Annotated in this window: 15 protein-coding genes; all 15 read right to left on the minus strand. The window is 52.2% G+C overall.

What is annotated here, in order from left to right; translation table 11 throughout:
- Positions 1-41: 41 nt before the first annotated feature.
- The 15 genes from HV311_RS14180 to HV311_RS14250 all read right to left on the minus strand — a co-directional run bounded on the left by HV311_RS14180 (position 42) and on the right by HV311_RS14250 (position 12,313).
- Positions 42-635, minus strand: coding sequence for a YmfQ family protein (locus HV311_RS14180; protein ID WP_001515583.1), 594 nt, complete (start codon positions 633-635; stop codon positions 42-44).
- Entirely contained in the window at positions 632-1,774 is a 1,143-nt protein-coding gene (locus tag HV311_RS14185; RefSeq protein ID WP_016237005.1) for a baseplate J/gp47 family protein, read from the minus strand. Before HV311_RS14185 ends, HV311_RS14180 begins: the two co-directional genes overlap by 4 nt.
- 1 nt (position 1,775) lies before the next feature.
- Complete coding sequence (locus HV311_RS14190) at positions 1,776-2,213, minus strand: phage GP46 family protein (protein ID WP_001279799.1); 438 nt, start codon at positions 2,211-2,213, stop codon at positions 1,776-1,778.
- Positions 2,210-2,794: a phage baseplate assembly protein domain-containing protein gene (locus HV311_RS14195; protein ID WP_023568807.1), complete on the minus strand. Its 585-nt coding sequence runs from the start codon at positions 2,792-2,794 to the stop codon at positions 2,210-2,212. Before HV311_RS14195 ends, HV311_RS14190 begins: the two co-directional genes overlap by 4 nt.
- A complete protein-coding gene (locus HV311_RS14200; protein WP_001515585.1) occupies positions 2,791-3,876 on the minus strand; it encodes a phage baseplate assembly protein in 1,086 nt (361 codons plus the stop codon). Before HV311_RS14200 ends, HV311_RS14195 begins: the two co-directional genes overlap by 4 nt.
- Positions 3,873-5,276 carry a DNA circularization protein gene (locus HV311_RS14205; protein ID WP_191220099.1) on the minus strand — a complete coding sequence of 468 codons (1,404 nt, stop codon included), beginning with the start codon at positions 5,274-5,276 and terminating at the stop codon, positions 3,873-3,875. Before HV311_RS14205 ends, HV311_RS14200 begins: the two co-directional genes overlap by 4 nt.
- A gap of 343 nt (positions 5,277-5,619) precedes the next feature.
- Positions 5,620-7,479: a hypothetical protein gene (locus tag HV311_RS14210; protein WP_191220100.1), complete on the minus strand. Its 1,860-nt coding sequence runs from the start codon at positions 7,477-7,479 to the stop codon at positions 5,620-5,622.
- A gap of 141 nt (positions 7,480-7,620) precedes the next feature.
- Complete coding sequence (locus HV311_RS14215; protein WP_000807719.1) at positions 7,621-7,899, minus strand: phage tail assembly protein; 279 nt, start codon at positions 7,897-7,899, stop codon at positions 7,621-7,623.
- Position 7,900: 1 nt separating this feature from the next.
- Positions 7,901-8,272 (minus strand): phage tail tube protein, encoded by a 372-nt coding sequence (locus HV311_RS14220; protein ID WP_000896638.1) that lies wholly within the window; start codon positions 8,270-8,272, stop codon positions 7,901-7,903.
- A gap of 3 nt (positions 8,273-8,275) precedes the next feature.
- Positions 8,276-9,778: a phage tail sheath subtilisin-like domain-containing protein gene (locus HV311_RS14225; protein ID WP_001568795.1), complete on the minus strand. Its 1,503-nt coding sequence runs from the start codon at positions 9,776-9,778 to the stop codon at positions 8,276-8,278.
- On the minus strand, positions 9,775-9,972 hold the full coding sequence (locus HV311_RS14230) for a DUF2635 domain-containing protein (protein ID WP_000497745.1): 198 nt from the start codon (positions 9,970-9,972) through the stop codon (positions 9,775-9,777). Before HV311_RS14230 ends, HV311_RS14225 begins: the two co-directional genes overlap by 4 nt.
- Positions 9,973-9,975: 3 nt before the next feature.
- Positions 9,976-10,521: a hypothetical protein gene (locus HV311_RS14235; RefSeq protein ID WP_001083242.1), complete on the minus strand. Its 546-nt coding sequence runs from the start codon at positions 10,519-10,521 to the stop codon at positions 9,976-9,978.
- Positions 10,518-10,877: a head-tail joining protein gene (locus tag HV311_RS14240; protein ID WP_000537794.1), complete on the minus strand. Its 360-nt coding sequence runs from the start codon at positions 10,875-10,877 to the stop codon at positions 10,518-10,520. The genes HV311_RS14235 and HV311_RS14240 overlap by 4 nt, the downstream gene beginning before the upstream one ends.
- A gap of 4 nt (positions 10,878-10,881) precedes the next feature.
- Entirely contained in the window at positions 10,882-11,262 is a 381-nt protein-coding gene (locus HV311_RS14245; protein ID WP_001118869.1) for a hypothetical protein, read from the minus strand.
- A gap of 1 nt (position 11,263) precedes the next feature.
- A complete protein-coding gene (locus HV311_RS14250; protein WP_000427679.1) occupies positions 11,264-12,313 on the minus strand; it encodes a major capsid protein in 1,050 nt (349 codons plus the stop codon).
- Positions 12,314-12,398 lie beyond the last annotated feature (85 nt).

Consider the following 12,398-nt stretch of genomic DNA (forward strand, 5'->3'; position numbering starts at 1 on the left):
CACTTAGTGTTAAGAGATAAAATCAGAGGGGGAAATATCAGTTATGAATAATTGAAAATGATGTTCAGATGGGATGGGGCAATTTTGTTGATTGAACACTCCAGTTGTTTATTGCCCCACGATGCGAGCGGATCTCCGCAGTAGGACGCGCCAGCAAGCGAATACTTGATCGTTGTTTGTGGCGCATTTATCCGCCAGGTAAATGGCCACTCGTCACCGTTAAGCGCATCACCGCATACTGACATGCCACTCATAGCGGGCCGGAACTGTGTGATAGTGATGGTATAACCAAGAGCTGCAGCCACCCGGATGTAATAATCGCGGTTCAGGCCGCCGGTGCTGATTAACTTTGCCACCACGGCGCGCTGGCGATCGCTGACGCCACCGGATTCACCAATCGCACAATCATCTGGTAACCCCAGAGAGCTTTCCCATTCTGACAACATTACCGTCGCTGTAGGGGGGAAAGCACCAGTAATCAGGCTTTGCGCATCGTTGTCAGAACGCTGAAACGCGCTGCCCAGTGCCCGTAATACCGCAGCCTGTACCGTTTTTTGCGATCTGGGCCACGCCCTGCCCGTCGGCAGCAACGCGCCAAGCGCACCGGCATAATCATTTTTTGAAAAGAGGCTCATACAAAATTCACCCCACCAAGCACCGGAATTTCGCCAACAGCAAAGGTGATATTGGCCATCGGAGAGTTAAGGATATAGCCCGTCGTGCCACTAACACCGCCGATACTCCCGTTAATATCAGAGAGGTAAACTTTCCCGGAACCATCAGGGTTAGCCTCATCAAAAAACAGCGCCGTCAGCGCGTCTTTTATACCCTGAACTGTGGTGCTGTCGGCATTTTTGATACCAGAGATTTCAATATTGATGACTTTCTTGATCGGGGAACATACGAAAACAATGGCAGTGTCTGTCTGCTGCGGATAGATGTGGTCGGCGACAGCGAGCTGGTCTCCGGTGGCTTTAACAGCCCCCCAGTCCTCAAGTTGGGATATTCCATCGGTACCGACCGGAAACCCACCATTGTCATTCCGATCACACATGATATACACGCCAACGGTCCCGGCCCCGTTCAGACGCCGCTTTACCCACGCGCGGGTGACGCCCGAAACCTCAAGCGCCCATTTTTTATAATCGGCGTCGCTTCCACCCTGAGGCGGATTCTGCCATGCCAGCAAGCCACGACTGCGAAAGTCCTCTTCCGTTTCAATATCGGCTCCGCCGGTCGCAGCAGACAGTAACGTTACCTGTGGATCCACGCCAGCAATATTCGCGTCCAGGGTCATTATGGTCCCGGCATCAGCGTTACCGCGCGCGCCTCCACCCGTTACATCACTGGTAATATCCGGCAGGATGGCCGTCACCGCGACGATACCAAATCCATCTGCCTGAATTTTAAGATCTGCATCCGTCCGGTACTGGTATCCGTCCCCGCGGTTAATGATCGAGCCAACAGGGATAATACTGTCAACACTGCCACTAGCCTGTACCGCAGGCGACTTCGCCGCTGCAGCTGGTTTTCTGAATACCTGCTTAAGGGCCATCCACCCGGCGAGATACTCATCGGTAGAGGTAAACGGGTTTGTCTGCAGGGCAATATAGTCAAGGTAGGCGTAATGCAGATGCCCCATCCCCGCATCCATGTCAGCCAGTACCTTCAGGTTCGCGAAGCGCAGGAGCGCACCAACATCCTCAAGCTCCGCCTGCATAAATTTCCGGTTTCCGTCGCGGAGTTCGCTCAGCGTCGGTCGTTTAAACGGCATATTAACGTTGCTCCCATATCCAGTAAAACCTGAATTCCTGCCAGTCCTTCCCCGGTGCCTGATAGCGGATAATGAGATTGAGCCGGTCAGGCAGGACGATCCTGGCAACAGGAATAACCTCGCTGACAACGCCATCAACCTTTAACCAGTTGAGCGCTTCACTCGAGTATTCCTCCGCTTTTTTTGCTACATCCGGGGTCAGTTTTTTCCGCCGTAGCAGCCACAGCCGGGATCCCAGTTGGGATTCCTCCCCAGAATCCCCCCACCAGCCGCGGCGATCGCTATCCTCATAATCATCGTCAGCGCGCGCCAGCCTGTCAGTAAACAGGCTGTCCAGTATTGCAGTCTGTAAATCGTTCCCCGTGGTGAGTTCGCCCAGCCCTTTCTGCCAGTCAGCAAACATCTCATCCACATTCCAGAATGAAGCGATGTCACTCATGTCACCTGATCCTCTGTTTTTTGGCTGCGGATATTGTCATTGCCACTCTGGGCATTTTTAACCACATGATCATGGTCATTATGTGCATCCCGCAGCTCTTTCAGTGTTCGGGTATTGGTTTCACAGTTATCAACAATGTCACCCGTGCACCTCAGGATCGGGGTATTTGCAAGAATCCCCTGGCTGGCATTGATGGTCACGTTAGTGGCGTTATTGACCTCAACATTCTGGCCCTTTGCATCTAGGAAGATCCCCTTCTCCGTCAGGAGAATATTAAGACCCCACTGGTTATACATGACCGTTTCGCCCGCTTTCAGGCCTGTATGACGGAACCCCTGATGGTTGGACGCAATTACCACCGCGCTGGAACGATCACCGCCAATAAAAGCCAGAACCACGTCAGTCCCTGACGGCAGGCCGGATGAAAAACCAAATTCAGCCATCCGCGGTGCGCTGGCCACCTCCAGCGGAGTCTGGTACTGGATTGACTGCACCACCCCACCATCTTTCATAGCCGTGATCCGGCCAATCCCCAGCATGCCGGCGATCCTAGTCGCTGCATGTTTAAATAGTTGCTTCATGTATTGAATCCCGCCAGGTTCTGGTAGAAGGCATATGGCTGAACGGCGAATGCTTCAGGCGGCATCAGCGTCATGCGTGCATGGGTGCCGTAGTCATCGCGCATATAGGTGACTTCTGCCAGTAGCAATTCAGTCTCCGGCAACCGTAAGGTGGGAAGATCAACGGGGATCAATGTGTTTGGTTCCCACAGTTTCCCGTCTTTATCCCGCCAGGAATCGATGGTTACCGAGAGCTGTTTTGAACGTCCGTACCGCCGGTTCATTTCCCAGTCGATCGCACTTTGTGCCTGTTGAGTAGCCATCAGGGTACTTTCCACAATCGATATATGTTTTCGGTACCGCATACGGGCGGCCTCCGGATCTCTCGCCGTTGCCAGAGTCACAGCGTCATAGGCCGTATCAGGCGAATACCCTGCAATTGGAGAAACGCTCATTGATACACCGACATAATCTGAAAACCTGTCAGCCATCGATTTGCGGTAGTATGCCTGCTCGACATTTACCCCTTCGGCTATCCCACTCGCCGCACGACGTGTTCCCACCCGGGTCAGTAACAGGTTTCCATCGGGCTGATCATAGTAAAGCAGAGCAGACCATCTGGCCACCCGATCGATGACTTCTTGCGGAGACTCACCCCAGTTCAGAGTGAACTGGGGTACCTTCACAAGTTCATCAACATCCGTGGTTACGGTGATGCCGTAGTAGGATGCCAGGCGAGAAGCAATTTCAAGTGCATTACTGGCATTAATGACGTTGTTAGGCCACTCAGCTGAGCAATCCACCAGGTCCTGACATTTGCTCCTGCCCGTGGCGCGGACCTCATGGCGGGAGCGCGATAGTGCGGGTTCCCAGTCATCAACATATCCCGTCAGTGTCAGATCATCTCCGATACGAACTTCACAAGACATTCCCTCTTCAACGAGTTGACGATCTTCGTTGCCAGGGAAGTAATCCATTAGCCCAAGATCGAAATCAGAGGGAAAACGCTCAATACCCCGCGTTACCCGGACAGAATCCCACCCCTCGATGATTTTGCCGTCGACCGTCAAAGAAACAACATCCAGATCGCTGTCTGCATTCATTGCCTCAGTACCTTCATGGTTGTCGGCATAAACGCCGGATGCGGTACGCGCGCTTCCTGTACCAGTTCATCTGCACGGGTGGCATCCTGGTATAATCGGTTTGCCAGCGTCAGCGCCGGAAGCGGCTGAGCGGTAGTAACCTGCAGAAGCTCGCTCAGACCAGAAGCACGCTCACTCATCGTAGAAAGGAATGCCGATCTGACGGCGAGAAGCGCGTTATACATATCATCGTCCGCGCGGTCTCCAGCCAGAACCAGCGCCGTATCAAGTTGCACAGAAACTCGTTGAGTTAACTCTTCTGCCTCGTCTGTACTGGCTGGTCTGGAGTCCGCAGCGGCACTGGTCATGGCACCAGTACATAGCACAACAATCAGCGTGTTCATGGTCGCCGAAATCGCTTTGCTGCTGTCGGACCGCTGGTACTCCGTGCTGATTGAATTAGCCAGTTTTTCCAGCGCTGTGATTCGGTCATTAACGCTGCCGGCGCTGTTAAGAATTGCGTTTACCACGTCGGCGACGCCCTGGACAAACTCATCAGGTGTGTTGGATCTGCTAAGCTGGCTCGACCTGTCGGTAACATTTTTCCGGTCCATTACCGACTGGGCTGTTACCTTGTCAGCCAGTGCTCTCTCATCATCCACATCAGCAACTGACGATTTGCCAGCAACAGCAGAGGAACTACCGCCCACAGAGCCTTTACTGTAACGTCCGTACCGGGTATTCCCGAACGTGGAGTTCAGGACATTGCTGAGATTCGTGACCTGACTGATGGTGCTGTCAACCATGTTAGTCCAGAACGTGACCGTGCCTCTGATGGTGTTTATAGCCTGTGTGACACCGCGGATTTCACTCTTAACCCTGGCAATCGTGCTCAGCACAGCAGTGCTGACCAGTTTCAGATAGTTGGTTTTCACCGTGGCGCCTGCAACGGTACTGCCCGTGACAGCAAACACTTTAAGCCCTGATTCAATTGCCATCAGGGTAAATTCAAATACTCGCCCGTTCTCCATCGAACCGGAAATACGCAAACCATTCTCAGGGATGGAAACCGTTAATTCGCCCAGTGTCGGATGGACAAGCGTACCGCTACCTTTTTGTTCACAGGCTTCAATCAGTGACTGACGCTGCGTGATAGCATCGCCGCCGCCGTAAACCTGGCTGTTCTGGATCAAGAAACCGCGAATAACAAATCGCCGTGTTGCCCGCCCGATATCCTCTATCCAGGCTGTATCACGGTAGGGATATTCATGTACCGCCTGGCGTCGGCCGTGGCTCCCTTCCTCAGCAACAATTGCAAATGGCACACCTCTGAATGAGCTGGGCCGTAACTGCCCCTGCCAGTCATCGCTGGTATCTCCCCCCAAAAGAGAAGTTATTGCGTCCTGGATAATTGACGGCATCACGCCTCCGGAAATAAAAAAACCGCCATGTCGGCGGTTTACATATGCACTGAAATGACTTATCTATTTATCGCTGGATCCATTACGGTCAAGAGATTCGGCGATCCTGTAAAGATGCTCAGTCGCCTTGAATGAGTTCATTAGGAACTCATAAAGCACACGTAAAAGCAATGCACTTACCACCGATATCGTAATCGCCGTGAAATTCATTGAGACAACAGAAAAAACGAGGAAAATGCCAATTACCAGGTAAACAAGCGCAAAAACCTTTGGAGTCTAAATGGCTTTTGCTCCAAAAACTTTTTCATTCATAACTTCTTCCTTAACGAAATGACGACAGTGATCAGTAATTCATGGCCGTTGTTATTCTGCCATTATTTTCCGCATTATAGGTTTTACGCTCCCCCTTATCATTGACCATCGTGATTTCAAGCTTGAGAGACTGATCGGACATGGCCTCCTTAAACGACCGCGCCAGATTTTCACTAAGGGCAACTTCATCACTTTTCCCTTGTTGTGTTCTGAGTATCGTGGGTTCTTGATCCACGCCGCGTGATCCAGAGATAATGTCATACCGCTGCTGGGCCAGCACATCCGGATTTCTCTTCCCTGACCACCGATCATCAGTAATGGCGGTCTGGATGGCGTTTAGCAGTTGTTCCTCAGTATAAGGTTGTGCGCCATTCTCATGTTTAATCATGGCTGCCATTATCGTTTTTAATGTTTCCGGATCGTGCAGATTTACTTGCTCTTTGGCTCCATATCCAGTGGCTTTTGAGACGGAGTCAATATATGCACGAGTATTATTCTCTGATTGCGGAGCATAGGTATGAATAATCCCATCCAGAGTATTATTCCCCCTGTCACCATACAACATCAGCTGCCTCGCCATTGCAGCTCTTCCGTCGGCATCATTCGCAAAGGTAGAAAATCCGCCATTTTTACCCGTTGCGTTTGCTGCAACCCTCAAATTACCGGGATTATTATTTCTGAAGCCAATTGCGTTATTCCTTGTTTCCCCGTAAGGAACATTGCCGCGTGCAGCGTTGGATTGTGGCTGGCTGATAGCGGATAAGTCATTCTGCAATTGAATCGCAGAATCGGTCGCGCGGTAATTCGCATCGTACCGCTTTCTTACAGCATCAGTCATGAAACCCGCGTCAACCTGCCCACGTTCACTGCGGGGTAAGCTGTTATAAAGTTCCTTATCGTTCTGAATGCGCCGTAGTTTCTCAGCATCATTGCTGTTGATAAAACCGAAAGCATGAGACAGCCCAGTAAAATCACCATTAGTGAACAGATCGGTAACACCTTCAAGGCCGTCTTTGACTGAACCATCCGAAAGAATGGTCTTAAGTGCCTTGTTTTTTGAACGTTGCCACAGACCATCCCAGGATGCGCTGAGCTCATTCATAGTGCCGTTCACTTCACTCAATTGCTGATTTAGTGCCGGATCCACAGTCAGACCAAACTCATCAGATTTAGCCAGCAGCGTTTTCATGCGCTCACCTTCACGCATTAACGCCAACATTTCTGGCGTCAGCCCAAGAGCATCCGCTACGGACTTTTGTTGCTCAGGCCGCAACGAAGGGAAGACACGAGCAATCTCCTGTAATGTTTTTAGCGTATCAACAGAACCATCATTATTTTTCTGTATCTGAACACCGATCTGTGCGAGCGCACCAAGTACCTGCCCATTCGCGCCACTGGCGGCTTCTTTCAGCGTTTTCGCCATACCATCGATAGAAGCATTGGCACTTTCACTATCAGCGCCAAGGATGCGCATCGCTCCAGCAAGACGGGAAAAATCGTCTACACGCATACCGGCATTCTTTGATGAAACGTCCAGGTTATACGCTTCCCTGGACGCTTCGCGAAAACCGTAGGCAACCTGTTTGAGTCCATAACCGGCAGCACCAACAACCCCAAGCGCACCAAGTTTACCGGAAAGTTCCCCCACCATTTTCAATGGAGGAACCATATCCCCGATAAGCTGCACGTTGTCCCGCGCGCTCTTCGACATATTCTCGAGGCGAGAAATAAAACCGCTCAGTCCGTCGGCTGTTTCCTGACCGCCTAACTTGAGCCCTTCTTTAGTTTTATCTAGCTTCGGCTCCAGGTCACGGACAGCCTCATTAATGCGGTCTATAGCCTCGCTAACCTGGTCGCTGGCCACCAGCTCAAAATCAAAAGAATTACTCATCGTCTTCAGGTTTCCTAAGCTTGTTTATCCGGGATGCCTGCGCCACCCACCATTTCAGCCGGGCGCGGGTCATTCCCCACGCCCTGTCCTCAGACCAGCGGAAATAGAAGGTGACGTCAGCGGCCATTTCCTGCCAGGTTGTCAGGGCTTCCAGGTCAAAAAACTGAGCAGATACTCCTCACACTTACGGAAGTCGAGAAAATCCATCGGCTGCAGTACGCTTTCACGCGTACCGGAAACCAGCGCAATAAGCAGGCGCATCGCCGCGAGCGACGTTGACGCAGCCTGTTTCTCATAAAACTGCTCAGCCTGGCTTAGCGTGGGTGCTTTCAGCTCCAGCTGCGTATAAGTGGTCTTCTCCGCAGCATCATCCAGCGCTACGGTTAATGGAATGGTTTTAACGCGTTCAATCTCAGCCATCTTAGTTCTCCGTTACGTCGCGGCCTTCCCAGCGAACATCAAATACTGCATCTTCGCTTTCCACTTCCTGGACGTTGACCGTCCAGAGTGAACGGCCAATGATAGTTTTCCCGTTAGCCAGCTCGGCGATCACGTTGACGTTCGTCTGCTGGTTAAAGCCCTGCACATTCGTTCCGCCACTGTCACGCAGTCGGGCAGAAATGTATGGCGCCACAGGTTTTTCCTTATATCCGTGCACACCATCCATCCCTGTCAGGGTGGTACGGTTTACGGTGGCAGCCTGGTATTTAAACGAGCCCTCCACCATTACCGTCACACCGTTAACAGTGACATAGGCGGTTCCCGCCAGGCGGTTAGTAGTATCACCTGCCATCGTTTAAGCTCCTGTTGATTCAGCCCGAGTGCGGAACTGATTGAGCAGCGCGAAAATGCGCAACTGGTTCATGAGGGTTCCCGGCCACAGCACATCGACGCGGTTCGGATTTTTGGCGTTCTGCTCGACGATGATATTTTTTGCGAATGCCTCCGCATCCTGCGCATAACCGTTCCATACCAGAGTCTGGTACTCGGCAATCTGATCGGCCTTGATAATGTTTGGCGTGACGATCGCCGCGCCAGGTGCAAATCGGGTTCCATCCGCAGCAAGCTTCATACGGCCAAACTTGCTGGTCACCGCTGTGCGCAGGTAGCGGGTCACAAACATCAGGCTGAACAGCGTCTCCACTTCCAGATAACTGTCATCTGCATCGCCATAGCTGTTTTTCTGGTAGGTGGTGATCAGGTTTTCAATGCGCACCGTGCCATCGTCATCGACCGTAAATGTCGAAATGCCGCTGTACAGCAGATTGTTACGCTCGGTCAGCTCAAAGCGATCCTGCAGTTCTGGCGCAAGCACCCCCTGAACAGCGAGCGACTGTAGCGGGCGGCCGGGGTCATTACGCAGACTCACCGCAGCTGCGCCGGTGTAAGCTGCAGACCATGCCCAGGAAGGGGACGGCGATTTATTTACGCCCAGCAGGGTCTCATGCTGGTTATTGCGCAGCTCACCTTTGGTACCGAGCTGGGCGTAAGTCCCGGTGGTGGTACCAAAGGAATGGCCATAAAGCTGCTTGTCCCATGCCCAGCGACCGCCAGTGTCTGACAGGAACTCCTTCATCACATTCAACGAGGTTGTATCGTCGTAAGGGTTGATGATGAAATCGAATGTCCGATCCTGCAGGTTTGCCAGCGCGCCGGTAATATCCGGAGCCCCGACTCCGTTAGACATAGCAGTAATCGTCAGTTCCAGGCCTGCAGGTGTGGACTCGCCTCCAGGTAAGCCGAGGAAGTTCAGGCGAATGTCGATCCCATTACCCGTAGCACCAAGATTCTTCGCGGTCAGGGTTACGGTATCCGTAGTCGCACTGGCGGTTACAGGTAGCGTGGTTTTTGCGTTAATCGCCGCGGCCAGAGAGGTGGCGATCGCTGCCACCGTATCTGTTGCTACAACGGTCAACTGAATGCGCTCACCAGCAATATAAAGGGAGATCACTCCGGTTGCCGTCGGTGCGCTGCTCACTTTAATGGTGCCGGTTGCAGCCACCATGGAATCGGAGTCTTCCTCCAGCGGCAGGATCCAGACTTCGGCTGCGGTATCATTTTTCTGATACGCCGCCATCATGGCCTGCAGAATTCCCCCTTTTCCTGTCAGCTCACCGACGGTATCCGAAGAGGAAACTCGCTGCGGAATACCAGGGAGGGTTGAGCCGGTACTGAGCATCCCACCGATAAGCAGGGTGCGCTGCGTGGCAGTGGCGTTATTCGCCATTGAGTTATCAAACTCAACGAAGAAAAGCCCTACCCGCAGGTTATCGGGAACACGAGCGAAAGGTACGGTCATTCATTTTCTCCCGCTTTTTTAGGTAATGATTGTTTCTCTGGCGCGCCCTCATCCTTTTTAGAGAGGATCACGTCCCCATCGCTCAGACGGCGACGCCAGAAAATATTGTCAGGTACTTCAGCACCCTCTTTAGGCAATGGGATGCCCTTGACGGGGCAGCGAACGCTGAGCCCGTTGTTCGGCTTAACAAACATGGATTACTCCTGAAGATTGAGGCTGATACCCGGTTTAACTGTGCCGTCTGGCATGTCGACCGCAATATCCATGCCCTCAAGGGGAACCGACTGGACAGGATAAAAATCTTCCGGCCCCTGGTAATGCTCTATGTCGATCTCGAAAAGAAGCTGCCCCATATGGGCCTCTCCTTCTGAATCAACATTGATGGTTGAACGAACTTCCGCGTATTTCTGAATATTCCGCGTCAGTTCGTAGCTGTTGATCACCGCGCGCTCCACCTGCTCGCGAAGGCTTTCAAGCGCCAGCTCTGCCCGCATGGCTCCATCATCCACTGTATCGCCGTCATACTCCTGAACGCGCCCAGTGATCCTGACAGTGGTGAGGGTGGTAAAAGCAGGGGTATTACGCCCCTGTGATTTTTTCTGTTCAAAAGGCGTCTGAACCAACAACACAGGATACATATCTGGTGAAGTTGACCAGTCGCGTGGAGAGAATACGCGGTCGCCCGCGCTGGTTGTCCCGGTTAGTGCAGTGACAACCATTTGCCGAATCGCTGCTGAATTCATCGCGGTTTTACCACATTGAGGACAAGACGAGATCCGCCATGACTGTCGGGTTCGACGTTTGACACAACAAATAACTGATTGATGATGTGACCACCGACCGTCTTTATAAATACCCGGTCAGATACAGCAGGTTGCGATTTACCCAGCTTGCGAAATTCAGCATCGCGCACACCCAACATCGGGCTGGAGGTGTTAATTTCTGAATCGCCATCAAGGTTTTCAGCAACCTGCGCATAACCACGGTCAAAAATCCCGTTAATTGTAAAAGGAGTACCGTTACGTGGACGGTACTCGTGCTCATCGCCAAAGACATCATGCAGCGGACTCAGAAGATGAGAATCCCAGTCCACGCCCATGTCATTACCCTGTCGTAACTGAAACTGATGGCTGAGAAGCAAGAACTCGCTTACGAAGCACATCAACATCAGCAATAACGCCGGACTGCAGAAGACGCTCAGCATCTTTGCCGGTTACAGGGATGCGCATATTTTCGCGGTACATCTCCCCGTCATGACGAATGCAATTCCCTTTCAACACCACATACTCCTGCGATTCAGTGTCTCCGGATTTTTCGTCACCACCATCGTCATCAACAGACAATTCGGCATCATCTGTTTTGCTCAAAGGCTGTTTTTCCTGGGTGTTATCGCCAGCATTCAGGTCGTCAACGCTCAGGCCGTCTTTGGCAGATCCTTCTGCATTCAGATCATCAGCCAGCCCGGTATTAGGTTGTTTTGCCATATCAGACCACCGTTGCGCAGAGGGATGCATTTACCCGGCTCGGAATAACCAGCGGGGAGGATTGCATCAGGATAAGACGCTGGGCTGGATCTTCTTTCACCCAGGATTTTGGCGCATAAGCCAGCGGACCGTAGTTGAAAGCCGGGTCCAGGATAACGCCAAAGGCGCGGGTACCCATCAGATCGGCACCACTCATAATGACAGCGCCATCGGGGATCATAGGCTTCTCGACGTTATCCAGCGGGTCAATAAACCAGTCGTTATATAACCAGAGGTCAAAGTTACCCCAGCGCCCTTTATAAATTGCGCCCTTCATTACCTGTGGGCCGGCGTTAATCTGGTTACCAAACGGGCTCAGCGCCGGGAATGTAATGGCGTTATCCTTGATGGTGGTATCCAGTCGGAATGCACGCCATGACTTATTCGTAAAGACCAGATCCGTGGCGACAGAGCCGGACTCTTTCAGGAAAGTAGTCTGCCAGATTTCAATGTCATCTGATGGCTGGGTATTGGTAGCGCCAGCTGCAACGGTCAGTGGCCATTTATCCGAGCCGCTAAGAGTGATGGTCAGATCCGAAGCACGCCCGAAATCCACCACCTGAGTTTCATAGCCCTCCCCGGCGACGGTTACGGTCCCAGACACCAGCGCACTCGCCGCCATCCATTCCAGACGACGGTTGATCATGTCAATCTGGTCAGTCATTTCAAACTGAAGGTTCAGCATTTCGCGCTCGGCAGCGGTATATTCCCCGCCAATACGCTCACCAATCTGGCGGCGGATAGGTTTGCGCAGGTCCGGCGCGCGCTTATCTTTGATGTATGCCGGTTTGAAGGTATTGGTCTGGTATTTACGGGATTCGACCAGCTTACCTTCCACCAGCGGGGAGACGAACGGCGCCATACGACGCAGGCCGACATCAACATCAATCGCCACTTCTTCAGTCTCGTAAGTTACGACATTCGGGAAGAAGCGATCGAGCAGCCAGTTCTGACTGGTTTTCAGGTTAGGAACAACCTGCACCAGCACGCTGGTATCAAAAATATTTTCCATATTCAGTCTCTTGATAGTGCCAGCCGCAGCTGGCAAAAAATTTAAACGAGCCAGCCCCTGCCGGTTAAAGCATTCGTCAGGAGAG

Source organism: Citrobacter sp. RHBSTW-00881 (assembly GCF_013728515.1).
GTDB lineage: Bacteria > Pseudomonadota > Gammaproteobacteria > Enterobacterales > Enterobacteriaceae > Citrobacter > Citrobacter braakii.

What these genes read in the sequence shown, in the direction of transcription:
- HV311_RS14180 (WP_001515583.1), bottom strand. Translation starts at nt 635, where the DNA reads ATGAGCCTCTTTTCAAAAAATGATTATGCCGGTGCGCTTGGCGCGTTG.
- HV311_RS14185 (WP_016237005.1), bottom strand. Translation starts at nt 1,774, where the DNA reads ATGCCGTTTAAACGACCGACGCTGAGCGAACTCCGCGACGGAAACCGG.
- HV311_RS14190 (WP_001279799.1), bottom strand. Translation starts at nt 2,213, where the DNA reads ATGAGTGACATCGCTTCATTCTGGAATGTGGATGAGATGTTTGCTGAC.
- HV311_RS14195 (WP_023568807.1), bottom strand. Translation starts at nt 2,794, where the DNA reads ATGAAGCAACTATTTAAACATGCAGCGACTAGGATCGCCGGCATGCTG.
- HV311_RS14200 (WP_001515585.1), bottom strand. Translation starts at nt 3,876, where the DNA reads ATGAATGCAGACAGCGATCTGGATGTTGTTTCTTTGACGGTCGACGGC.
- HV311_RS14205 (WP_191220099.1), bottom strand. Translation starts at nt 5,276, where the DNA reads ATGCCGTCAATTATCCAGGACGCAATAACTTCTCTTTTGGGGGGAGAT.
- HV311_RS14210 (WP_191220100.1), bottom strand. Translation starts at nt 7,479, where the DNA reads ATGAGTAATTCTTTTGATTTTGAGCTGGTGGCCAGCGACCAGGTTAGC.
- HV311_RS14215 (WP_000807719.1), bottom strand. Translation starts at nt 7,899, where the DNA reads ATGGCTGAGATTGAACGCGTTAAAACCATTCCATTAACCGTAGCGCTG.
- HV311_RS14220 (WP_000896638.1), bottom strand. Translation starts at nt 8,272, where the DNA reads ATGGCAGGTGATACTACTAACCGCCTGGCGGGAACCGCCTATGTCACT.
- HV311_RS14225 (WP_001568795.1), bottom strand. Translation starts at nt 9,778, where the DNA reads ATGACCGTACCTTTCGCTCGTGTTCCCGATAACCTGCGGGTAGGGCTT.
- HV311_RS14230 (WP_000497745.1), bottom strand. Translation starts at nt 9,972, where the DNA reads ATGTTTGTTAAGCCGAACAACGGGCTCAGCGTTCGCTGCCCCGTCAAG.
- HV311_RS14235 (WP_001083242.1), bottom strand. Translation starts at nt 10,521, where the DNA reads ATGAATTCAGCAGCGATTCGGCAAATGGTTGTCACTGCACTAACCGGG.
- HV311_RS14240 (WP_000537794.1), bottom strand. Translation starts at nt 10,877, where the DNA reads ATGGGCGTGGACTGGGATTCTCATCTTCTGAGTCCGCTGCATGATGTC.
- HV311_RS14245 (WP_001118869.1), bottom strand. Translation starts at nt 11,262, where the DNA reads ATGGCAAAACAACCTAATACCGGGCTGGCTGATGATCTGAATGCAGAA.
- HV311_RS14250 (WP_000427679.1), bottom strand. Translation starts at nt 12,313, where the DNA reads ATGGAAAATATTTTTGATACCAGCGTGCTGGTGCAGGTTGTTCCTAAC.